The organism is Silvanigrella paludirubra (assembly GCF_009208775.1).
GTDB lineage: Bacteria > Bdellovibrionota_B > Oligoflexia > Silvanigrellales > Silvanigrellaceae > Silvanigrella > Silvanigrella paludirubra.
The window spans coordinates 88712-113094 of the sequence record NZ_WFLM01000006.1 but is presented as its reverse complement, the minus strand read 5'-3'; the positions used below and the strand labels follow the sequence as shown (position 1 = coordinate 113094).

The window sequence follows — 24383 nt, the reverse complement described above, 5'->3', positions numbered from 1 at the left end:
TGGTGATGAATATTATATAAATGATCGATTTTTAAATTGTTTAAAGACTATAGGTGAGGGAAATTTTCAAATTTTTCCAGTAACTGTTTTACCGGAAGAAAAATCTTATTTTAATCATTTTAAATACACTTTCTCAAATCTTAATAGGATAATAAATATTTTAATTAAAACTAAAACACAAAATTTCTCTTATAACTTTTCAAGCTCTTCAGCAGTTAGACCTGTTATTTTCATAACGATTTCAGGAGAAAATCCTTCACTGCGCATTTTTTTTGCAAATTGAATTTTAGCTTCTTCTCTCCCTTCTTCTCTCCCCTCTTGCCGCTCGGTATACATGCTTGTGTTGTAGTCACTTAAGTATTTTAAACGAGCTTCATACTTTGCCCGAGCAACGGGGTCTTGGCTTAAGTATTCCAAAGTTTCTTGAGCTTTATTTATTGCAGAATTGTCCATTTTCATGACCTCCTTTTTAGATGTTCCCTTTAAAAAGACCATCCATTTTTCTAGGTTATTGTAATAGGTTTTTGGAACTTTGGGAACTTCTAAAAAGATAAACTCCAAATCCTTAGAAAAGACTTTATTGGTTTTCATGTCTAATAAACCCACATTAGTCATAAATTCATCTTTTTCTTTAAAAAAATTGAAGTTTAAAATATGAATACAAATGGAAGGTGCAAGTACACGATAAGGTTCTCCTTTACCTAATTGTTTTTCATAAAGTTTTGCCCAATAATACAAACAACGTTTTTCATACTCACCTGTGTTTCTCATTTGCATTTCTAAATTTACAAAGGAGCCATCATTTAGTTGCGCAATTACGTCAAACCGAGACTCTTTATCAAACTCACTGTCTTTATTCACTTCATTGTTTAAAAAAGTGACAGACATTATTTTTCTTTCTTCCGGGTAATTTAAAATACTATTCGCAAAATCAATAAATATTTCTTCGTCTTCCCCAAATATGCGTTTAAATAAATAATCATTTTTAACATCCAGTAACTTATCATTTTCCAAATCAACATCCTTATAAAAACAAATAAACATCTTGTTTATTTGTCAAAGGTTTGAGTAACAAAAAATTTTAAAGAAAAAAGGGGGTGACCAGAAACTGGACAGCAAGGAGAATTCATTAAAATTAATATTAAATGGACTCTTGAACTTTAGAATATCCGATGAAAATGTGAGACAACTTATAGAAATTGATAATGATAATTATCAAAAATATTAAATAATGAAAATAAAAAAAAGAATACTTATGATAAATAAAATGAATTAACAATCAAATTCAAATCTACTTCGAACTCATTCCCACCCAAAAATTCTGATTTCCGCTTAGTTTAATTGAATCCATTGTTATATTTAAAGCTTCCATGAATTGTAAATCATTTTCATTTATCAAAGATTTTATATTGTATAAACTTTCTTCATTTAAGTCTCTTGGATTTTCTTGTTCTTCAATAATTTTAAAATAATCTTTTGTAATAGGAAATAATTTATTTTTTTCAAGTTTTATTTTATTGATTTTTACTAAATAATCTTGAAATTTTTTGCTTCTATTTATTCTATCTTGGCTTAAAAACTTTATTCTATTTATTAAAAAAGAAAGATCTTGAAGTGGTTTAAAACCTTTTGCAGGAGGGATGACATCGGATGGTAAGGCAAAATCTAATTGATCTTCACCTATATCATAGGATTCTAAAATACTAGGAATTACAATGTTGGCATGAACACCTTGTTTTTGATTGCTAGTACCTGCGGGGCGATAAAATTTACTCTGTGTTACTTTAATTGCTCCATCTGTTCTGCGTCCAAGTGTTCCGGGAATCTCTTGAACAATTTGAACCGTCGCTTTTCCATAAGTACTTTTATCTCCAACAATAATCCCTCTTCCATAATCTTGCATAGCACCTACAAATATTTCCGAAGCAGAAGCACTATATCTGTTAATTAAAATAACCAAGGGTCCTTTATATATCCAATTAGATTCATCTATATTTAATCTTTTAATTGTTCCTGTTTTATCTACTGTTTGAACAGCTGTTCCATTGGGAATAAATAGTCCTGTTAACTTAACGCTTTCAGGAAAATCTCCACCACCATTATTTCTTAAATCAATGAGCAATCCATTAATGCCTTCTTCTGTTAACTTTCTTATTCCTCTTTCAACATCATAAGATACACCTTTGCATTGAGAAAATATTTTTGTTTTGCATTTTAAATCTGTATAAAAAGTTGGGATTTTTATAATTCCAACTTTTCCATTATTTGATTGATAAATTTCTGTTTTTACTTCATCTTCTTTTAAATCAATTTCGTCACGAGTTAGAACAATAGATAATTTTTCATTCGTACTTCCATTTTTTCTTAAGACAATGAGTTTTAAAGGACTTCCCTTTTTTCCTCGAATTAAATTAACAGCTTGATCGACATCAGTATCGATGAGATCGTGTAATCCTTGGCCATTTCCTGAATCTACAGCAATGATTTTATCTTTTTCTTTTAAACGACCATCTTTTTGGGCAACTCCACCAGGAATGATCGCGCGGACAACAATGTAACCATCTTTTTCTTGAAGTTGTGCCCCAATTCCTTCTAATTTATTGCTAATATGTATAACAAAAGAATCATGATCAGAAGGTAACATATGAGCAGAATGAGGATCCATTGCAAGAGCAAAGCTATTTAAAAAAATTGAATACAGTTTGTCATTATCTAACTCATAAAATTTTCTTTCTAACCGAACAAAGTTTTTTAATAATCTTTCTCTAACTTTGTTATCATTTTCTTCAGGTTGTTTTGTAGATAAAAACTGTAATTTAATTCTTTTTTTAATTTTCTCGTTTGCATCTTCAGAACTGATTGGCCAATCTTGTTTTGCAATATTAATATAATCAGTTTTATTGAAATCAAGTTCTTTTGTTAAAATTGATTTTACTTTTTGCATTCTTTCATGAACACGTTTTATAAATACTTTATGAATTTCAAATAAAAAATCACAATTATTTATTTTTATTTTTTTTGAAATATTTTTTTCATTATTTTGAAAATATTCAATATCCTGCTTTATAAAAAACACTTTATTTTGGTCTAAGTTTTCAAAAATTTTTTTGATTGTTCTTTGGGATAATTCATCATTCATTTCATTATAATAAAAATGCAAATCAAGCATGGAATCTATTCGTGATTTTGATTCTTGGCAATTTAAGAGAGGAGGGAATGTCCTTGCATTCTTTGAATTCTCTCCGTAAGCTGTTGTTGGAGATAACGATACTCCGCTTACAAGACTTAAAGCTATTGCGAGTAACAATGTTGCAAATAAACGCATATTGCATTCCCTATATTTTAAGCTGAAGCTAATTTCTTTATTTTCATTTTTTGCAATGTAATAGTCAATTTGTTTTTTTGTGAGTTTTTATGACGACATCCCGTAGATCTGGTGATAGCCTCCCAAAGAGGGCGCATTTACATAAAGTCTTTGATGAATATTTAAGCCAACTAGGGTTAAGGCAAACAAGGCAGAGGAAAATTATTCTAGATGCCGTCCTTTCCTCTGGACGTCATGTTGATGCTGAGACGATTTCGAATGAAGTTAAAAAAATAGATAGTTCTATTGGTTTAGCAACTGTTTATCGTACTCTTAAAATGATGACGGATTCTCAAATTCTTGTAGAGCGTCATTTTGGTGGGGATAGAGCTAGTTTTGAATTTGCAGATCAAGGTGATGAACACCATGATCATCTTATTTGTAATCAATGTCATGATATTGTTGAATTTTATGATGAGGAGTTAGAAAAACGCCAAGAATTAGTAGCTAAAAATCTTGGGTTTGTTTTAAAATCGCATAAAATGGAACTTTTCGCTGATTGTGCGAACTCTGAAAATTGCAAACGTAAAAATTTAAAGTAGTGAATTGATCTTTATTCTTGCTGGTTCTATTTTCGCTGAGATATTTATAAGGATGCTTTGAGGTATATCAATACGGGTGTCCTCAAACAAAATACTTTAGGGAAAGAACAAAGATATGGATAAAAAGTCAAAAGCGAAGCTCATTTGGACAGTTACAAATAATGGTTGTGATAAATTAGGTGTTGAAAATATAGCAGCTGTTATTACCCAAAATCGCTTAGATGCTGTAAGAATGTCCTATTCTTCAAGCGCTTTGCCAAATATAATTAAACTCAGACTTGAAATAAGCAAACAATTAGCTAGTGAAGATGTTCAGCATAGTGAAGGGCAAGTTCCTTTTTTATTAAGTTTTATTGGGCGCCGTTCTATTTTATCTTTACATGGTGCGCCAATTGAAGTTGCAGATGGATCTGAAATAGATATCACTTTTATTGTCGATTTTAATTTTTGCGCTTCTTTAAGACCTGTCACATCAACGACAAAAAATGTTGAAATTATTGTTTCTAGTGAAGATCAGCTTACAAATATTAAAGAAGGCTCAAAAATAAGTGTGTCTTATGGAGCTGTTGAACTAAAAGTACTTGATGTACCTAAAAACTTTAAATCTGGTATGACACTGCGCTGTTTAGTAGAAAATGGGGGCATGTTACTTTCTGGTGTAGATGTTCACTCGCCAAGCATGTCTCGTGATTTATTTCCGTTATTGCCTGAAGATGAAAGAACATTGCAAACAGGATTTTCTTCATTAGCAGATTATGTCATTGTAGATGGAATTAAATCTGAAAATGAATTGTTAGCAATCAAAGCTGGAATTTTAGGAGAAAACGCACCTTTTTCTGAAAGACACCCAAGTATCCCAATTTCAAAAAGTATTCATGAAGTGGAAGCAATACTTCCTCCTCGCTTTTTATTAAAGGTAGATTCCAAGCGCTCCCTAGATTTATTGCCAACATTAATGAAACATATTGATGGCGTGTTTTTAAGTCGTTCTGAGCTTGGAATTGATGAGCATCCACATAACTTACCTATTATTCAAAAAGAGCTTATTGCCCGTTGCAATAAATTATCAAAAACAGTGATTGTAGCTTCCGAGCTTATGCACTCTATGTATGTAAATGCCAATCCAACACGAGCAGAAGTTTCAGATATGGCAAATGCGGCAGCAGATGGTGCAGATGCCTTGGTTCTATCTCATGAAGTAACAGAAGGTCCAAATGCTTCTTTAGTTGCTCAAGTTACTTTAGAAACTCTCGTGAACAGTGAAGCTTGGTTTGAAAAAAAATGGCATCCATTTGAAATGAATGAAATCCCATCAGACGATGATGCTGTTACTTACGGAGCCATTCGTATTGCACAACAAGCGAATGTAAAAGCAATTGTTTGTTTTACGGAAGGTGGTTATACGGCAATGAAATTATCTTCTATGAGAACACCAACCGAAATTATTGCCATAACATGTAATAAAAAGATTATGAGACAAATGAATTTGTTAAGATCTGTAACCGCAGTTGTTCTTGAATCTAGAAGCCAAGTAGAAAGAATACTTTCTGAAATAAAAGAAATATTGGTAAAAAGTTTCAACTTTAAAAAAGGTGAAAAATTTGTCTTTGTTTCTTTAACAGCTTCTAGTGTTTCGGAAAGAAATTCAAACTTATTTACTGTACAGGAAATTGATTAACGAATGGATCCAAATATTTTATTTATTGTGAATCCAAAATCAAGATCAGGCGAATCCTTTAAAATTTGGGAAAAAAAAATTCTTCCCCAAGTTTTAAAGTTTTTTCCTGATGCAAATTGGGTTTTTACTACTTGTCAATATGAGGCATCTTTATTAGCTTATTTTGCAAAAAAAAGAGGCTATGAGATTGTTGTTGCGGTTGGTGGTGATGGCACAATAAATGAAATTGTGAATGGATTGTTAGGAAATCAGCTTTTAAACTCAAGTAATTCTAATTTTCCTAAAATACATGGAAGCCCTTTAAAATTAAATAACGTTACAGAAAATAATTTAATTCCCTCTTTGGCATTTATTCCTCTTGGAACAGGTAGTGATTTTATTAAATCTATTGGTATTCCTAACAATATTAATAAAGCTTTAAATATTATAAAACAAAGAAACTTAATTTTATCGGATGTTGGATTTATTGAATTTCAAAATAAAAGTTTTCATTCTCGTTACTTTATTAATATTGCAGGGTGTGGCGCAAACGGTGAGACTGTAAAAAGATTAAATGACTCAGGTAAAAAATATGGAAAAAGAGCAGCTTTTTTATTTGCTGCAATTAAAACTTTATTAAAAAATCAATCTTTTCCTGTTCAAATTTCTTTTGATAATGAATCTTACGTTCCTTTTGATCTACGGGTTCTTTTTATTTGCAATGGACAATATTGTGGTGGAGGAATGAGAATTTCAAGAGAGGCTGCCATAAATAACGGTAAATTTAAAGTTGTTCAAATTCGTAAAATGAATAAAATAAAATCGATATTTTTACTTAACCGACTATATTCAGGAAATTACAAAGGTCTAGAAAACGATATAATTGAAAGAGAAGCAACTACAATTAAAATAAAATCTCAAGAAAATGCAAATATACCGGCGGAGTCTGATGGTGAAATGCCAGGATATTTGCCTGCTTCTTTTTCTGTTATTCCAAATAAATTATCTATAATAGCTAATATATAATTTATTCTTTTATTTTTCCCATAAGCCCTTTAAGGCGTTTGTCTTCTATCCGTTTTAGTTTTGAATGGACGGACTCTTCTAGATTTATATTTCTTGAATTGCAATAATTCATAAGAGCTATAAAAACATCTGCGGCTTCGTCGGAAAGTTTATCCATTTCTATTTCTTTCGTTGGATCTCTCCATATTTTTTTTTCTAAATTTGCCAATTCACCGCTCTCTCCACAAAGTTCTAATGAAAAAAAGCTTGCGCTTCGTTTTTCAAAGGCATTATTTTGATATAAATCAAATTCTTTTTGAATCGTTTTGAGGCCATTTGCTGAAGGTTCTTTTAATCTGTTTGTCATTTTGTTTCCTTTATAAGAGTGACAATTCTTATCAAACTACTACATTTTTTCCTACAATTGAATTTTTTTTTGGAAAAGAGTGACGATACGTTTTATGAAATTTGGCAAAATTATTTGCTAATAAATTGAAAGTTTAAGGAATGTTTTCATTTTTGAAAAATATTTCTGCAAAAAATAGAGTATGGGCATTAATGGTATTAATGCTACTTGCATGTTGTGCTTTAAGTTTTTATCTTATTTATATTGATGGTATTAAAGATAAGTATTTAATCTTTTCGTTTTTTTCTTTATTATTAATTACATTTTTATCTATTATTTTAACGAGAATTCTTATATCAAAGTTTGTGAAAAGCATAAATGAAGATTTTTTTTATATTTCAGAAAATTGCTCTATGGGAGATAATTCCTTAAAAAATATAAAGGACAATCTAAGCGGATTCATTTCAACTACTGGAAGCGAGTTAGATGAACTAACTGAAAGTTCTAAGCTAATGCAAGATATTATATCTATGTTAATTGAAACAACCAAAAATTCAGAAGTTTGTAAAGAGCTTTCAGACAAAGTAACTAGAGATGTAAATGAAGGCAATGAAATAATGCAAAAAATGGTTGATTCAATATTAACAATTGAAAAAACAAAAGATGGATTAGTAGAAATATCAAGTCTTATAAAACAAATTAGCAATGATACATCTACAATACATACTATTGTTTCTACAACAGAATTATTATCTTTAAATGCTTCTATTGAAGCTGCTAAAGCAGGACAAACGGGAAAAGGTTTTTCTGTTGTTGCTGAAGAAGTTGGAAACCTAGCTAAACATAGTGGAAATGAAGCAAATGAAATTGAAAATATTGTTATTGAAAGTCAAAAGCAAATTCAAATTATAATTGAAGCGAATCAGTCTAGAGTAGAAGTTGGAAAAGTTTCAAGTAATAATGCATTGGCCGTTTTTAGTGCTATCAAAGCAGAAATGTTTGGTATTTCTAGTCATTCAGAAAATATACGTGTTGCAACTTGGGAACAAAAATTAAGTATAGATCAAATTAATTCGGCCAATTTTGAAATGCGTAATATTTTGAAAAAAAATATAACGGATACAGTAAATTTATTAAAAATATATGATATAAATTTAAAAAACTTTGAAAATATTAAAGAAGTTGCTTATGTATTAAATGAGTATTGGTCTGGAGTAAGAAAAAATGGATAAAGAGCAATATTCTAAAAAAAATTCTTTTTCTGGCTTAAAGTTTAAAATATTAATTTCACTATTTTTTTCTAACCTTATCATTTTTTCATTTACTTTAATGATTATATTTTTATTTGGTTCAGGCTTAAAAAATATTATAAATTATTTCATTATTATTTCTGTACCATTGGTTTTTATGGAATATATTATGTATTATTATATTCGCAAAATTCAAAAAAAATCTTTTATGGTTGGTATTTTATTTCAAAATTATATTGAAAAAAGTCAAAGTACTATTAATGAGTTTATTTATCCTAAAAAAAATATTGCAAATTCATTTGGTAAACAATTTGAATTTACGTCACAAACAACAAATACAATTAATCAAATATTTCAAATGATTTCAAAAACAATTCAAGAAATTAATGATTGCAAAACAATCACAATTAGCGCTGAAAATCGTTTAAAAGAAGCGGCTTCTATAATGGAAAAATTAGGGCAATCTATTGAAGTTATTAAAAGTGCTACTGGTGATATGGATAAAATGTTACAAATTATTAATCAAATTACATTAAAATCTATTGTAATCACAGATATCGTAGCAAAAACTGAATTGCTAGCGATGAATGCTTCAATAGAAGCTGCAAGGGCGGGCGATCACGGAAAAGGATTTTCTGTTGTTTCTGAAGAAGTAGAAACACTTGCCCGTACAAGCGGAAAATCAGCAAAACAAATTAAAGATTTGTTAAATGAAAGCTCAATTAAAGTTAATCAAATAATAAGAACAATGAATGAAAGAATAAAAGAAGGAGAAATTGTAAGTAAAAAAGCTCTCGATGCCTTTCAAAGAATATCAGAAGGTGTTGATGGATTAAAGGAACAAATACAAATTATTTCTGAAGGCACTGATATGCAGAAAGGGCATATTAAAAATGTGGAAGATACTATTCTGAAAGTTTTAAATGATACAAACCAAAATCAAAGTTTAATTGAAAGTGGTAATATACTTATTGATAAATTAATTGAAATTAACGAAAAGTTAATTGAATCTTCAGTCGATTCTCAAAAAGCTTTTTCTGGACAAGATGGTGTTACTTTTATGGAAAAAAATAAAGGTAACGAAGTAAGACGCGCCTTAAAAAGTATGGGTTTTTGAAATTTTATTTCTAATAATTATACTATAGCTCTAATTTTATAAGGTGTTTTTGTTAATTTTTCAGTATCATTTATGCCTGAATGAGATCGGCTACAAACCGTTCCTCCTGTACCATATGCATTCGCTGTTACAATCCATCCAACGGGAGGATCAATTGTTTTTAAATATTTATCTACAATCCATCCTGATGGTATCATAACAATTGAAGCGAAATCTCTTGAGTATCGAGCATCTTTTAATTTTAAAATCCATTCCCCACTTGGAGAAGAGTCTGGATTGTAATATCTGCTGTTTTCAATTGAATAAATGTTAGGTATATTTATTTTTCCACCACTTGTATCTGTACTATTGGTTAATTGCCAACCGCTTGGAACCGTAAATCCTAAATTAGATCCATATTTTTCAAAACAAGAAATATGTTTGTCAGCATAATATCTCCAATAGTCATAACCATTATTAAGATCCATATAGGGATTTTCAGTAAAGCATATAGGTAATTTAGGAAGACTTCTATATATTTTTCCACCTGATTGACATACAATTTCGCTACTTCCTGTAACTGCTAATCCATAGTGCCCATTTGTACGCATTTCTTTTACAAATCTATCGATAGCAGAGTCTAAAGCATATGAAGTTTTACTTTCAAGTGCGCTAAATTTTGCTGTTACGACGTCATATCTAGCAACCATACAAGCAGCTAAGTTAACAGTTATAAGGCCATTTGTTCTTTCTTCTCCTCTTTTTGTAAATACAGCATTGTGTAAACCACAATTAATAAGCCACTGTGCTATATCACTTGCAAAAAAATATTCATGCTCCATTCCCAATTTTCCATTTCCATCACCATGGCAATTGATTCTTATTTTTCCTCTGCAACTATTATCAGAAACCCAGTCAACTAAATCTCGATTTTCTCTTGAATAAATATGGGAAAGAATATCAGTCGTAGTTATGCAAGAAGTTATGTATCCTTCATTAGGTAAACTAGATGTAATTGGTGCTGGTCTGATATGCTTACCTGATGATGCAATAATATAATTTTTAGAGTTTTTAAGATTATTATATTTTGTTTCTTGATGTGATTTTTGGCTTCCAATATCATTTACAAAATCGTATTTTCCTGATGAACCCGAAATGTGAATATCCCAAAAACGAGTATATTTAGAATTCTTTTTGCTAGAACTTGTAGATGACGAGCTTAATCCCGAATAATAGTATGGAATGCCACCATAATGAGTTGAGACTCCTCCACCTGATGTATAAGAGCTTGGTGTAGAAGTATATGAGCTTGGAGTGGAAGTGTATGAGCTTGGTGTAGAAGTGTATGAGCTTGGTGTAGAAGTATATGAGCTTGGTGTAGAAGTATATGAGCTTGGTGTAGAAGTATATGAGCTTGGTGTAGAAGTATATGAGCTTGGTGTAGAAGTGTATGAGCTTGGTGTAGAAGTGTATGAAATTGGAATAGAAATATAAGAACTTGGTTTATATGAGTGAGAACTCAATCCTGAAGTATAAGTACTTCCTGTTGTTGTATAAGCGCTACCAAGGGAACCATAAATACTTCCCGCTGAGGTGTGTGTGCTGCTCGGATGAGATAAAGCACTTCCAGAAACAGAGTATGAGCTACCACTGGTTGTATAGCTTTTTACAATACCAATCATTTTTAATTTTTCTATAACTGATTTTTCAATTTGTAACTTTTTCTGAGAGCTTAATGGAAAATCATATCTCTCATTATCAGCCATTGAAGCTCTTATTTTTCCAAGTTCTTCTCTGGTTATATTACAAAAAATGCTTTTATAGTTTGAATTTAATTTATCATTTAATAAATTGAATAATGAAGTTGAATTTTTTAAAATTATGATATCTGGCACTTCATTCAGTAAAAGGCTTCCGTAGCTATATTGTGATCCGTAAACATTTTCTTTTTCATATAAATAGGATTCAAGTAATAAAGCGACGATATAGTCTTGTTTATTTAATGATTCACTAGAATAGTAAAAATTACCATATGAATAGTCTGAAAGATTATAGTCATAAAAAGTAACGCCTTTACCAATTGTTTCATAAACTTTAGTTTTTGTTTGTGTTATTTTTCTTAATAAAGAGAAACATTCATCTTTTAATGATCGGTTATGAAAACAGTAAAATCCCACATCACTAATTTCTGTTCTTAATAACTTGCCTGAAGTTGGTAAATATCTTCCATTAGCTGTAATAATTAAGCTTGATGATTTTTTATACGGTCTTGTATTATCATATAAACTGAATTTTATAAATGAACTTGTTTCGTCTTTATAAATGCGAATATTGCTTAGATCGTACATAATTATCCCAATTCCTAAAGGTTTAAAGCATAATTAAAAAGAATCAAAGATTACAATAAAGTAATTTGATGGTTTTAAATGTTTATAATAATTTAAGTTAACTAATAATTACTTTTAAATTAAATGTTTTTTATTGCTGATTTAATTAATTAATTTGTGAATTAATTAATCTTTATGTAACATTTTTAAAAATAAATTAAATAAAATTTAGAATGATTTTTTTATGAATATATGAATAAGAAATAGTTAATAAAAAAACACCATATTAATTTTGTTGCATATTAATATAGTGTTAAGAGAGGGGAAATATTAAAAACTTTATTTATTAAATTAAAAAGAAGCTTCTTTTTTATCTTTTACTTCAACAAGAGGAATGTCTTCAGCAGATTCCATTGTTTCTACTATTTTCATTTTAAATCCTTCTTCCAATTCAAAGCTTTCTTCCATTAGAGAAAGGATTTTTTCAGAAGCTTGTTTACTTACTTTTGCTGCATTATCGTCATAACAAGATACGATTTCAATTTGGGAACCTTCTGGAGAAACGCACATTAAAGTGAATTTTTTTCTTACAACACCAGCATAAAAATTAGACATAAATACTCCTTTATTTATAATAACCTAAACTAAAATGATTACCTTTATTTTTTCTTTTTCTTAAAAAAACTACCACTTTTTTTAGTGGAGGAACCATTTTCACTGCCTCCAGAAAAAAACCCTTTCTTTTTAGGTTTTGTTTCTGAATCTGCAGTTGTAGTTGAATTTCCTGATTTTGAAAAGAAGCCTTTCTTAGGAGGTTGTTTATATTGTGATTCATATTTTTTATTCATTTCATCAGGAGTTTTTCCTGAAACCCCACCAGTTACCAAGCCACCTTGGCCTGCTGAGGCTGCGGGTGGTGGTAAATAATATGCGGGAGGTGCGTATCTTGGTTGCATTGCATTAGATACAGCATTTCCAACAAGTGCTCCCATTAAAAATGGAGCCCAAGAACTTCCTTGTGAAGATCCATTATTGGTGGCGCCTCCATTTGAATTTGCTGAATTTCCAGAAGCGGCAGCTAATTCAATTTTATATCCTTGGGTCATTTCTAATACAGGATTGCATTTACCATCACTTTTATTGAAGTTTAATTTAGCAATTTCTCCTGTGCTGCCTTGGGGAGCTTGTATTTGAGCCATTTGCAAGTTTTCAACCGTTAAAGGGTTTGGCAAAGATTTAGGGTCAGAAGAAGAACCGTGAAAAATTAGATATTTTCCTTGAGATTCGTTAAAAGAAACTTTAAAGACGGAAACAGCTGCCACGGGACAAGATGCAGCAGATAATACCTGCTGATTTGTTGGAGTTGAGTTTTCAAAACAGCTTGTCGTTAATAGTGCTGCTAAAGTTAAGATTGGTATAAATTTAATCATTTTTAGACCCTTTTTAATAAATTGGTATCACAAAATTTTTACGAGCAGAGTATTTGAATAGCATCTGCCTAAGACTTATATTAATACCTTGATCATTTAAAAAATGAAATGGTTTTAAAATTTAATTTCTAAGTTGGTCATTAACGGTCTTATAAGAGTTCATTAAATAAATAGAAAGAGCTTATGAAGCAAATAATTTTTTTTAGATTATTAGAAAATATAAGAAAGCTGAAATATAGTAAATTTATTTTTTTACTAGTTTCTTTAATAATTTCTTTATTGGTATTAAAAAATCAATTAAATTGGTTAGAAAATAATTGCACTAATTCTCGCTATTCTCCATCATGTGAAATGAAAAATATGAGAATTTATTTTTTTCCAATACTTTTATTTATAATGTTCTATATGCTTTTATTTATGGATAAATTGTATTTTATTTTTAAAAAAATATTTGAAAAATTGGGACAATTAAATGATAGGCGTGTTTTTTTAATTTCAGCGGCTATTTCGAGTCTTTTAGGTGTTTTAATATTTTATATTCGTTTTTCTTTTTTAATTATAAATCCTAAAGAAACTTTGTGGTTAAATAGTTCAGATTGGCTTCAAAATTATTTAGGTGGTTATGTTTTTCAAAGTGTTCCTTGGCAATTTCCTTTTGGGGTTAATAATTTACTTAACTATCCAATAGGTACATCTGTTGGTTATAGTGACTCAATACCAATACTCGCTTTTCTTTTTAAGATATTAAAGCCTATTTGGAATCCTGAATATCAATATTTAGGCCTTTGGCTATTTATTTGTTATATATTACAGGGGTTTTTCTCGGCCCTTTTATTAAAAAAATGGAATATGCATATTATTTTAAAAATAATTTGTTCCTTTTTCTTATTTTTATCTCCTATTCTTTTAAATCGTTTTGCTCATATTACTTTAAATTGTCATTGGATTATATTAGCTATTTTTTGTATTTTTCTATCTAGAATATCTTCAAATATGAAACTATTTTATTTAACTTTAGTATTATTGTTTTCAGTTTGGGTTCATCCTTATATTGTATTAATGGTTATAGTATTTTATATTATGTTTTTATTGAGTATGATTTCTTTAAAAGAGATTAATTTAAAATATGTATTTATGAATATAATTGGAGTTTGCTTTTTTACTTATTTTTCTTGGTATTTAATAGGGTATTTTCATTTAAAAGGGATTTATGATTCTGGATTTGGTGTTTATTCATCAAATTTAAATGTTTTTTTTAATCCTTTATCTAGAAATGTATCTCAATTTATAAATCCTTTATTTACTCCTTCAGATAAGTTTGAAGGATTTGGTTATTTAGGTTTAGGTGTTTTAATTTTAATAATTCCTTTATTCTTTCAAAAAAAATATAATATTAAGCAGTGCTTCGATAAAAAGTATATTTATTTAAATATTTCAGTATTTTTGTTGTTTTTATTTTCTTTGCTTCCAATAATAAAATTTTTTGATTTTACAATACTTGAAATTAAATTTCCTGAGATTATTTTAAATATTTTTGGAACATTTCGATCTAATGGTCGATATGTTTGGCCAATGTGTTATTTAATTGTTTTGTATGTATTGCTAAAATGGGTTCTAAGTAATAGAAGTCTTAGTAAAAAAATAATAATATTATTTATCCTTTTCTTAATTCAACTATGGGATATATATCCTTTATATAAAAGAATTCCTTTCCAATCTGGTAATATTTCTTATGATGAAGATTATATTAAAAAATGGGTCTCATTTGTTGGGGATAAAAAGAATTTAGTTTTTTATCCAACTTCGGCAGATATTCTTTATAAGGATTTTTGGTATTTAACAGCAAAATATGGTTATACAACAAATGTTGGTTATTTTAGTAGAAATGATGATAGTTTTATGAAAAAAAATGAGCAAAATATTTTTAAAATAATTTCAGATGGAAATTTTGATAAAAATAGTGTTTATTATGTATTAAAAAGTCAAAAAAACTTATTTAAAAATATTGAAAATAATAAAAATTTTACATGTCAAGAGATAGGCTCGTATTATGCTTGTAAATTGGTAGACAATTAATATTTTATAAATTTATTTTTTCTTTAATAACATATAAGGGCCTTCTTTTTGTTTCAAGGTATGTTCTTCCTAAGTATTCACCCAAAATGCCTAAAAACATGAGTTGGATTCCACCCATAAATAAAATAGAAACAATTAACGTTAAAAAACCTTGAATTTTATCACCAATTATAAAATACTTTGCTAAATAGAAAATAGATATTAAAAATGCAATGAAAGAAATAGAAAATCCAATATATGTAGCAACTTTTAATGGGATGTTTGTAAAAGATGTTATCCCTTCTAATGCAAAGTTCCATAATTTATAATAGTTGAATTTTGTTTTTCCAGCAATCCTCTTATTTCTTTTATAATAAAAACCAATTTGCTTAAAACCTACCCAGGAAAAAAGACCTTTCATAAAACGCTGTGTTTCTGGAAGTTCTCTCAATGCTAAAATGACTTGTTTGTTCATTACTCGAAAATCACCAGTATTTCTAGGAATTTCTATATGCGACATTTTATCAATTAATTTATAAAATAAATAGGAGGTAGATCTTTTAACAAAGGATTCTCCTGCTCTTTCAGTTCTAATTCCATAGACAACATCACAATTATTTTTTTCTAATGTTTCAATCATACTTGGAATAATTTCGGGAGGGTCTTGTAGATCACAATCAATTTGCACTATATATTTGCCATTCGTGTGATTTATTCCAGCGCTCATTGCCGCTTCTTTTCCAAAATTCCGGGATAAAAAAATGCACTTAATTCTATTGTCTTCTTGTGATAGTTCTTTAAGAATTTGAACACTATTATCAGAGCTTCCATCATCAATAAAAATGATTTCTAAGACACTTTTATAAATTTCAAGTTTTTTATTGATTTCATGATAACAAGTTTTAATCGTTTCATTTTCATTAAAAACAGGAATAATAATGCTTAAAAAAACTTCTTCATTTATCTTAGACAATTTTTTCTCCATATATCTAACACAAAAAACAAAAATCTCTTAAGAAATGAATTAAGAGATCTTTTAATTATAATTGCTTCCCGCTTTTATAAACTTTAGCAATTTGATTATAAGAAAACAGTTCAAAAGTATTCTCGTTATTAAATACTGTTTAAAGCAATTTTTCTAACTTCTAAATAAGCTGTATGAGCTGCTTTTAATGCTGCTTTTTCGTCGGAAGAAAGATCAATTTCAAATACTTTTTCTGCTCCTTTATTTGTTAATTTAACAGGAACGCAGAGACAAGCACCTTCTGAAATTTCATATTCGCCTTTTAACTCAACAGAACAAGGTAAAATACGACCTTGGTTTAATACAATACTTTCCACCATAGCTGTTACGCCAAAACCAGGAGCAACCCATGCAGAAGTTCCAATAAGTTCAGTTAATTCAGCACCACCGCGTTTTGTTCTACTAACAACGTCTGCTATTTGTTCCGCATTTAATAATTTGTTTAAAGGAACACCACCAACAGTCGCAGTGCTTGTTACAGGAACCATGTCTTTATCTGTATGTGCGCCAATAACAATAGCAGAAACATCTTTAATGTGCACATTAAGAGCGCGCGCAATATTGCTACGAAAACGGGAAGAGTCTAATACACCAGACATACCAATGACTCTTTCACGAGGAAAACTTGTTACTTTTTGAGCAACAGTTAACATTGCGTCGAGTGGATTTGAAACAAGAATTAAAACACAATTTGGAGCATATTTTTTGATGTTTTCACAAACTGTTTTTACGATTCCTGCGTTAATTCCAACAAGCTCTTCACGAGTTTGTCCAGGTTTACGTGGAACTCCAGCTGTAACAACAACAACATCGGAATCTTGCATGAGTGAGGAGTCATCTGTAGAGGTAAAACTTGCATTAAAACCTGCAAAAGCTCCGCCTTGAGCTAGATCAAGAGCGCGTCCTTGAGCTACATTTGGTTTTAGGTCTATTAATACCAAATCACCTAATTCTTTTTGAGCACACCATTGAATAACAGATGCGCCCACATTTCCGCCAGCTCCAACAACAGTAATTTTAGGTCTTTTCAACATTTTAAAGCTCCTCAATAAAGAAACAGATAATGAAACAAAATATACTCGAAAAGAATAATGCTCGTTTTTTTTGTTTAAAACAAGTTACTCGGTTTTCTTTTAGCTTTTTTTAACTGCTTTGAAAAGTCGGGTAGCTCCTCCAAGCCATAAGGTTTGTTCAATTTCAATAAAACCAATATTTGAAAGAATTTGTTTAAATTCTTTTCCAGATGGCATGGTAGAAACACTTTTTGGTAGATATTCATAAGCAGATTTATCAGAAATTAATCCGCCAATCTTAGGAAGAACTTTTTTAAAATAAATATCAAAAACTTTTGCAAAAAAAGTGCTTTCAGATGGAAAAAACTCCAAAACAAAAAGAGTTCCTCCTTTTTTTAATATTCTATGAAACTCTTGGAGTGCTGTCTCTCTATTGTCTACATTTCGCAAACCAAATGAAATTGTAATACAATCAGCAGAATTATTTTCTGCTGGAATTTGTTCAGCAGAAGCTTGAATAAATTGAATATCATATTGCTTTAATTTAGACCTTATTCTTGCTTGACTAAGCATTCCTTCAGAAATATCAAAGCCTATTAAATTAGAATAATCTTTTCTCTTTCTTTTTGTATTTAATAAAACATCACCAGTGCCACAAGCTATATCATAAAGAGTACCTTGTTTTGAAACTATGGATGGCATGGAGCGAATCATTTTGTTGCGCCATCTTGTATCTTGGCCTGCAGATAAAAGTCGATTTAATAAATCATAACGTTTCGATATTTTATCAAACATACTTTGAATTTGAATTGATTTTTCACTTAAAATCATTTGTTTATTTGAACTGTCATTTAGAGACATGAATTACTCCAAATTAGGATTATTATTTAATTCAGAAAAAATAAAATTTTCATTTATGATTCCCGTGGAACAAAAACCATCTATAAATTTATTTTTAGAAGATTTTAAAAGTAAATTTTGTCCGGCAATACTAAAAGTGATACATTGAGATATCTCTCCTAATGCTAAATTCATTGCTCCTAAAGCTTCTCTAAAAATACGTCCTGTTTCCGAACCCGGAATGACACCTTCTCCGACTTCGTTAGAAACTACAAGTATAGGACACTTGAATTTCCAAAGTTGTTTAATAAAATGCTGATATTCCATTTCGAGGTGTTTTAAAAGCTGTACCTGTGTATAATTTTGAACACTTTTAGATATTTGCCATCCCATCCAAAGAGTTAAACAATCAATTAGTACAATATCCACTTTTTTTTCTTCACTCATTTTAATAACATCTTCAATTTCAATAGGATATTCCATAGTGAGCCAATGACTTGGTCTTCTCTCTCGGTGTTTTTTAATTCGTAATTCCCATTCTGGTGAATTTTCAATTTGGCCGCCAGTTGCATAAAATAAAACATTTTCCCATTTTTTAGCACAATTTTCTGCAAAAATACTTTTACCCGATTGTCCTCCACCTAAAAATAAAGATATTTTTGAATTTTTATTAGATTCAATAGTCATTTTAAATCCTTTTAGAAGATAGAAATTGAATAATAGATTCTCCAAAATTTGCAATTGCTTCATAAGAAATAATATCGGATGTATCTTTTTTAGTATGCCATTCCTCAGTATTTTTCCAATCTATGATATGAAGTAAAGGAATACTTAAAGTTAAAAATGGAGTATGATCATCTTCCATTAAAAAATTTGCTTCTTTTATTTTTATTTTATTTGATGACTGAATAAATAATTTTGAATATTCACTATGAGAACCTTTTGTAATTAATAGTTCCTGATTTTTATGACCAACCATATCAATAATTAAAATTAAATGAATCGGTTTTTTTTCAAAAATATATTTCCCGTTTTTGTTTTTTGTTAATTTATTTGAAAAATCTCTTGAGCCATAAGTATTGTCTTGTAATTTAAGAATATTTTCTCCATCAATCCAATTTGGAAGAACAGACTCTTCTCCGTCAAAAAAAATAAAATTTATATTGCAAGATCCAAGCATATTTTCTTTAAATTTGTTTTTCTTTAAGACCCTTGCTAATTCCATCATTAAAACGGTAGAAGAACCGCCATCATTCGCTCCAACAAATTTAAAATCTTTAAAATATTTTGTATCGTAGTGTCCTCCTATTAAGACACTACAATCGGATTTACCTTTTATTGTAGAGACGATATTATATCCTGTTACTTCTTTTGTTAAAAAAGCGTCTTTTTGTAAACCACCAAATTGAGGTGAATCCGTATTTGGGATTGTTGCTTTAAATTTAATCTCACTTGTTAGCAATCCAAATTGATTTAACGTTTGCTTAAGGTCCGCTGCTAATTTAGATTGGTTTTTAGAACCCATGGGGTGAGGTTCTGCAGTAAACCATTCCATTGATTTTTTTAAATTTTCTATTGATAAATGAGGAGAATTTTGAAATGACAATGCTGTGGCTGCTGAATTAAATATGATTAAAAGCCCTATTAATATCGTTGTCCAAATAAATAAGGTTGGTTTCACTATGCATTTACTCCTTTGCAATGATGATGGGTATAAAGCAAAAGGCATTCAGGTTTTAGCTAATTACCTGAGTTCACTTGGCCATAAAATAACAGTTGTAGCTCCAAATGGCGAACGAAGCGCCCAATCTCATGCTATGACTTTTTATCAGCCCGTTTGTGTAACGCAAGTATCTGAAAATATTTATGCTGTTGATGGATCTCCTGCGGATTGTGCTGCTATTGCACTCAGCCATATTTTAAAAACAGACCCACCCGATTTTGTCGTTTCAGGAATAAATCATGGATTGAATGTGGGAATTGATGTGAATTATAGTGGAACAGTTGGCGCTGCAACAGAAGCAGCTTTAATGGGTTTTCGGGCTATAGCTGTTTCTGCTGATACAGACAGCCTACAACCAGATTCCTTAGAAAGTCTTTTTACCCAAGCGTCTCATATTGTAGAGCAAGTGATTTCAAATTCGAGTTCAATGGATTGGCCTAATCTAGAAATATTAAATATAAATGTGCCTCAAAAAGCAAAAAATATTGCATTTGCCGAATGTGGTGGGGAATCTCTTTATGTTCCTCATATTGAAGAACTGATTCCAAGTCAGAAAAAAAATACAAAAATTTATTTAATCGGGGGTTTAGCAAGATTCGAACCGCAAGATATGTCGCAGGATGTATCCTTAATTACAACAAATCATGTTACGTTAAGTTTTGTAAGAACGAAACAAAGTAGTTCTGGGCGTAATAAAAATTTAGAAAAGATTATTGGTTCAATAAAATTATGAAAATGGAAAATAATTGGGCGCGTGATTTATCAAAAGGAATTATTGATTTAGAAACTTTAAATAAACATGACCTCATTGATAAAAATCAAATAGACCAATTAAAATTAGTTAAAGATAATTTTGATATACGTGTGCCTAATTTATTTTTAAATGAAATTAAAAATAATAATAAAGAATTAGCAAAACAATTTATACCATCTACAAACGAACTTCTTTTTTTTCCTGAGGAGCTTGAAGATCCAATAGGCGATGAAAGATGGACTCCTGTTAAAGGAATTACACATCGTTACCCGGATCGTGTTTTATTAAAAGTAACATATATGTGTGCTTCTTATTGTCGTTTTTGTTTTCGAAGATATAAAGTTTCTAATTCTGAAAATAATTTGACTCATGAAAATTTTGAAGAAGCAATTCAATATATTAAAGCAAATTCAAATATTTGGGAAGTTATTTTAACGGGTGGCGATCCTTTAACACTCACAGATAAAGCATTAAATAATTTACTTGAACAACTAAAAGAAATTTCACATTTAAAAGTGATACGAATTCATACACGAATTCCTTCTGTTTTACCTTCAAGAGTTACTCAAAATTTAATTGATCTTTTAAAAAACACAAATAAAAGTATTTGGATTGCAGCACATATAAATAGTGTGAGCGAATTTACAAATGAATGTAAAAATGCAATATCTTTGTTGGTTCGAAATGGAATTCCTGTTTTACTTCAGTCTGTTATTTTAAAAGATATTAATGATACAGAAGAAAAATTAGTTTCCTTATTAAAAACCGCCGTAGAAAACAACATAAAACCATATTATATTCATTATCCAGATCTTGCTAAAGGAACAGAACATTTTCGAATTCCTTTAAAACAAGCAATTCATTTATTAAAAAGTTTACGAGGAAAAATTTCAGGGCTTTGCATACCTGAATTTATTATTGATATACCTGGTGGAAATGGAAAAATAGCTGTAAATCCAAATAGTGCGATTGAACTTGAAAATAATCAATGGAAATTTGAAAGTCCATTAAATGGTTCGCAAATAATTGTAAAGTATCCATAGCGGAGTAATATTTAATGAGTTTATTAAAAAATATATTTTCTGATTCTGATATTTCATTAAATGGTAAATTAGCTTTAGTTACGGGAGCAAGTTCGGGAATTGGACTTGCAACGGCAGCATGGCTTGCTCGTGAAGGCGTAAATTTAATATTATTGGCAAGGAGAAAAGAGAGACTTGAATTATTAAAAAATGAAGTTTTAATTCAATTTCCTCATATTCAAGTAAATATAATTGCAGCTGATATTTGCGATAAAAATATCATATCCATTTTAGAAAAAAATAATGCTTTAAATGTTGATATTTTAATAAATAATGCTGGACTTGCTAGTGGAAAAGATCCGGTTACAGACATTAAAGAAGAAGACATTGTAAGTATGATAGAAACAAATGTTACTTCTTTAGTAAGGGTAACATCGGCAATTTCTAAAAAAATGGTCGCTAATGGCTCTGGGCATATTATCAATTTAGGAAGTATTGCTGGTCATTATACATATGAAGGCGGTTCTGTATATTGTGCCTCTAAATTTGCTGTTCGCGCATTTACAGAATCTCTTCGTCAAGAATTGCATGATAAAAATGTGAGGGTTTCTTTAATATCTCCAGGTATGGTTAAAACAGATTTTAGTCTAGTTCGTTTTAAAGGCAATGAAAAATTAGCAGATAGTATTTATGAAGGTGTTGACTGTCTAACGGCAACAGATATTGCAAGACTCATTATTAAGGCTTTAAAAGAACCAAGCCGTGTGAACTGGAATGAAGTGGTTATATTACCTACAGTTCAATGCCCTGTAAGTTATAAAGTTAAACGCACTTAGATCAAAGTTTGTCTTTAAGTATTTAAAATAAAAGAATAAATTTAAAATAAAATATAAATAAAATTTAATTTTTAACAACCGATAATAATTCATATGCTTTTCGAAGATTTTATCTTTATTTAAAGAGGCAAAATGAATTTTTATAATAAAAGTATCAAATGCATATTTCTATTTATATTTTTGCAATTTAATTATGCTCAGTCTCAAACTTATAGTGTTGGTGTAGAAAATTTAAATTATGCCCCCTATTTTTATATAGATTCATCTGGAAATTATAAAGGATTTTCAAATGATATATTTGAATTATTTATGCAAAAAACTGGGATTAAATTTAAATTTTTGCCAATGCCTATTTTTCGACTTTATAAAGAATTCATTGATGGAAATATTGACTTTAAATTTCCGGACTCTATTAATTGGCAATCCGAAATGAAGAAAAATAAAAATATTATTTATTCAGACGATGTTATTACTTATATTGATGGCATTGTTATGAAAAATGAAAATAAAAATAAAAATATTTCTGAAATTAAAACAATTGGAACAATTCGAGGATTTGAAGTTAAAGAATATAAAGACAAAAATAAAAATATTAAATTTTTAGAGAGTAATAATATTTCTGAGTTAATAGATAGTTTATATAAGGATAAAATAGATGCGGTTTTTTTTAATATAGCTGTTGCTTTATATATTGTTAATAATAATGTTCAATATAAAAACAAATTTATGTTTCGAAAAGACTTACCTTATGTATTAGATCATTATAAAATGTCTACTATAAAAAATAAAAAATTGATCGAAGATTTTAATAATTTTTTGAAAAATAATAATAAAGAAATAACAGATCTAAAAAAGAAAAATGGAATAATATATTAATTAAAATAAACAAAAATTAAACGGCTTGTGTATTTAAATATTTAATGTATTATAAAAAACTATCAAAATGTATTTTTTGATAGTTTTTTATATTTTTTTTAGAGGCATTTAATGGAACTTAAAAATATGAAAGTGTTTATATTAATATCATCTATAATGATGATTTTTTTACATTTTGCATTATGGCTGATCTTACTTTATAATCAAGAACACACAATTCAATGGACATATTTGAATCGAATTTTAGATCATTGGGATGCTGGTTGGTATACAAAAATAGTTCTAAATGGTTATGAAGAAAATCAAAGCATTGCCTTTTATCCATTATTTCCTCTTATTATTTTTATAATTAAGCTAATTGTTCCATTTGTAGTATATCCTGCTTTAATTGGAACAATTCTTTCAACAATTTTATTTCTTTTATTTTGTTTATTATTATTAAAGTTAATACAAAACAAAGATAGCTCCTTACCACCCTGGCTTATTCCAAAAAATAAGTATGTTTGGTTTTTATTTGTTTTCTCTCCTGCTTCTTATGTTTTTCATACTAGTCATACGGAATCTTTGTTTTTATTATTATCTTTCAGTTCAATTTATTTAGCTTTTAAAAAACATTGGATTTCAGCTGCAATTGTTGCAGGACTATGTTCATTAACTAAAAATCAAGGTATCATTTTGGCTATTGCAATTGCTTTTATTTCTTTGAATAATTATAAATTGAGGCATAAAAAAATAAAAGTTTTTTTGTTTTCAGGATTAATCTCTGGTGCTTTTTTTTGCTGTTTTTTAATTTATCAATATTTGGCATTTAAAAATGCTTTTGCTTTTTTAAATGCTCAAAGTAACTGGCATCATATCCAAAATATATCAGAATATTTTAAAACATTTATATTGCAAAATACTGTTCAGGATTATTCTTTTGGAGCAATAAAGCATCACATATTCTTTTTTATTATGCTTTTCTTTTGTTTTTTCTTATGGAAACATTCAAAACCTATTTTCTTTTATTGTTTAACTTGTTTATTGGTCTTGCCTATGCAAGCAGAGCTGATAAACTCATTTCGTTTTGCTAGTTTTTTATTTCCTATATTTTTTATAATAAGTACTTATTCTGGTAAATATAGAAAACCGCTATTTATCTTCATTGCTATATTATTTGTCTTCTTAAATATTCAAACTGCTTATAATTTTTATATATTAAAATGGGCATATTAATTTGAATC

General features: G+C 29.0%; 22 protein-coding genes. 11 read left to right on the top strand and 11 right to left on the bottom strand.

The window, feature by feature from the left end; translation table 11 throughout:
• Positions 1–189 precede the first annotated feature (189 nt).
• Together GCL60_RS15930 and GCL60_RS15925 are read right to left on the bottom strand one after the other, a co-directional pair.
• Complete coding sequence (locus GCL60_RS15930) at positions 190–1014, bottom strand: Rpn family recombination-promoting nuclease/putative transposase (protein WP_161998257.1); 825 nt, start codon at positions 1012–1014, stop codon at positions 190–192.
• Positions 1015–1291: 277 nt separating this feature from the next.
• On the bottom strand, positions 1292–3325 hold the full coding sequence (locus GCL60_RS15925) for a carboxy terminal-processing peptidase (RefSeq protein ID WP_153421667.1): 2034 nt from the start codon (positions 3323–3325) through the stop codon (positions 1292–1294).
• Between the two features lie 89 nt (positions 3326–3414).
• On the opposite strand from GCL60_RS15925, the gene GCL60_RS15920 reads away from it, so the two are divergent.
• From GCL60_RS15920 to GCL60_RS15910, 3 genes are all read left to right on the top strand, one after another.
• Positions 3415–3906 carry a Fur family transcriptional regulator gene (locus GCL60_RS15920; protein ID WP_153421666.1) on the top strand — a complete coding sequence of 164 codons (492 nt, stop codon included), beginning with the start codon at positions 3415–3417 and terminating at the stop codon, positions 3904–3906.
• A gap of 115 nt (positions 3907–4021) precedes the next feature.
• Positions 4022–5584 carry a pyruvate kinase gene (locus GCL60_RS15915; protein WP_153421665.1) on the top strand — a complete coding sequence of 521 codons (1563 nt, stop codon included), beginning with the start codon at positions 4022–4024 and terminating at the stop codon, positions 5582–5584.
• A 3-nt stretch (positions 5585–5587) separates the two neighbouring features.
• Complete coding sequence (locus GCL60_RS15910; RefSeq protein ID WP_153421664.1) at positions 5588–6589, top strand: diacylglycerol/lipid kinase family protein; 1002 nt, start codon at positions 5588–5590, stop codon at positions 6587–6589.
• A gap of 1 nt (position 6590) precedes the next feature.
• On the opposite strand, the gene GCL60_RS15905 is transcribed toward GCL60_RS15910, so the two are convergent.
• Positions 6591–6935, bottom strand: a complete 345-nt coding sequence (locus GCL60_RS15905; protein WP_153421663.1) for a MazG nucleotide pyrophosphohydrolase domain-containing protein — start codon at positions 6933–6935, stop codon at positions 6591–6593.
• Positions 6936–7087: 152 nt separating this feature from the next.
• Between GCL60_RS15905 and GCL60_RS15900 the strand changes: the two genes are divergently transcribed.
• Together GCL60_RS15900 and GCL60_RS15895 are read left to right on the top strand one after the other, a co-directional pair.
• A complete protein-coding gene (locus GCL60_RS15900; protein WP_161998256.1) occupies positions 7088–8146 on the top strand; it encodes a methyl-accepting chemotaxis protein in 1059 nt (352 codons plus the stop codon).
• Positions 8139–9281, top strand: a complete 1143-nt coding sequence (locus GCL60_RS15895) for a methyl-accepting chemotaxis protein (protein ID WP_153421661.1) — start codon at positions 8139–8141, stop codon at positions 9279–9281. The genes GCL60_RS15900 and GCL60_RS15895 overlap by 8 nt, the downstream gene beginning before the upstream one ends.
• 17 nt (positions 9282–9298) lie before the next feature.
• Here the strand turns inward: GCL60_RS15895 and GCL60_RS15890 are convergent, their stop codons facing one another.
• The 3 genes from GCL60_RS15890 to GCL60_RS15880 all read right to left on the bottom strand — a co-directional run bounded on the left by GCL60_RS15890 (position 9299) and on the right by GCL60_RS15880 (position 13017).
• Complete coding sequence (locus tag GCL60_RS15890; protein ID WP_153421660.1) at positions 9299–11608, bottom strand: hypothetical protein; 2310 nt, start codon at positions 11606–11608, stop codon at positions 9299–9301.
• A gap of 330 nt (positions 11609–11938) precedes the next feature.
• On the bottom strand, positions 11939–12202 hold the full coding sequence (locus GCL60_RS15885; protein ID WP_153421659.1) for a hypothetical protein: 264 nt from the start codon (positions 12200–12202) through the stop codon (positions 11939–11941).
• 44 nt (positions 12203–12246) lie between these two features.
• A complete protein-coding gene (locus tag GCL60_RS15880; RefSeq protein WP_153421658.1) occupies positions 12247–13017 on the bottom strand; it encodes a hypothetical protein in 771 nt (256 codons plus the stop codon).
• Between the two features lie 183 nt (positions 13018–13200).
• Between GCL60_RS15880 and GCL60_RS15875 the strand changes: the two genes are divergently transcribed.
• A complete protein-coding gene (locus tag GCL60_RS15875; RefSeq protein WP_153421657.1) occupies positions 13201–15093 on the top strand; it encodes a DUF6311 domain-containing protein in 1893 nt (630 codons plus the stop codon).
• 4 nt (positions 15094–15097) lie between these two features.
• Here the strand turns inward: GCL60_RS15875 and GCL60_RS15870 are convergent, their stop codons facing one another.
• The 5 genes from GCL60_RS15870 to GCL60_RS15850 all read right to left on the bottom strand — a co-directional run bounded on the left by GCL60_RS15870 (position 15098) and on the right by GCL60_RS15850 (position 19630).
• Positions 15098–16045 carry a glycosyltransferase family 2 protein gene (locus tag GCL60_RS15870; RefSeq protein WP_202614052.1) on the bottom strand — a complete coding sequence of 316 codons (948 nt, stop codon included), beginning with the start codon at positions 16043–16045 and terminating at the stop codon, positions 15098–15100.
• Between the two features lie 140 nt (positions 16046–16185).
• Positions 16186–17130: a malate dehydrogenase gene (locus GCL60_RS15865; protein WP_153421655.1), complete on the bottom strand. Its 945-nt coding sequence runs from the start codon at positions 17128–17130 to the stop codon at positions 16186–16188.
• A 99-nt stretch (positions 17131–17229) separates the two neighbouring features.
• The gene (ubiE, locus tag GCL60_RS15860; RefSeq protein ID WP_153421654.1) at positions 17230–17970 is read right to left on the bottom strand and encodes a bifunctional demethylmenaquinone methyltransferase/2-methoxy-6-polyprenyl-1,4-benzoquinol methylase UbiE; all 741 of its coding nucleotides are present in this window, start codon (positions 17968–17970) and stop codon (positions 17230–17232) included.
• Between the two features lie 3 nt (positions 17971–17973).
• The gene (locus GCL60_RS15855) at positions 17974–18636 is read right to left on the bottom strand and encodes a bifunctional adenosylcobinamide kinase/adenosylcobinamide-phosphate guanylyltransferase (RefSeq protein ID WP_161998255.1); all 663 of its coding nucleotides are present in this window, start codon (positions 18634–18636) and stop codon (positions 17974–17976) included.
• Between the two features lies 1 nt (position 18637).
• Positions 18638–19630 carry a M28 family metallopeptidase gene (locus GCL60_RS15850; RefSeq protein WP_161998254.1) on the bottom strand — a complete coding sequence of 331 codons (993 nt, stop codon included), beginning with the start codon at positions 19628–19630 and terminating at the stop codon, positions 18638–18640.
• A 1-nt stretch (position 19631) separates the two neighbouring features.
• On the opposite strand from GCL60_RS15850, the gene surE reads away from it, so the two are divergent.
• From surE to GCL60_RS15825, 5 genes are all read left to right on the top strand, one after another.
• Positions 19632–20405, top strand: a complete 774-nt coding sequence (surE, locus tag GCL60_RS15845) for a 5'/3'-nucleotidase SurE (protein ID WP_161998253.1) — start codon at positions 19632–19634, stop codon at positions 20403–20405.
• Positions 20402–21469: a KamA family radical SAM protein gene (locus tag GCL60_RS15840; protein WP_153421650.1), complete on the top strand. Its 1068-nt coding sequence runs from the start codon at positions 20402–20404 to the stop codon at positions 21467–21469. The genes surE and GCL60_RS15840 overlap by 4 nt, the downstream gene beginning before the upstream one ends.
• 14 nt (positions 21470–21483) lie before the next feature.
• Positions 21484–22284 carry an SDR family NAD(P)-dependent oxidoreductase gene (locus GCL60_RS15835; protein WP_153421649.1) on the top strand — a complete coding sequence of 267 codons (801 nt, stop codon included), beginning with the start codon at positions 21484–21486 and terminating at the stop codon, positions 22282–22284.
• A gap of 132 nt (positions 22285–22416) precedes the next feature.
• Positions 22417–23160 carry a substrate-binding periplasmic protein gene (locus tag GCL60_RS15830; RefSeq protein WP_153421648.1) on the top strand — a complete coding sequence of 248 codons (744 nt, stop codon included), beginning with the start codon at positions 22417–22419 and terminating at the stop codon, positions 23158–23160.
• 126 nt (positions 23161–23286) lie between these two features.
• A complete protein-coding gene (locus tag GCL60_RS15825; protein WP_161998252.1) occupies positions 23287–24375 on the top strand; it encodes a mannosyltransferase family protein in 1089 nt (362 codons plus the stop codon).
• Positions 24376–24383: the final 8 nt, after the last annotated feature.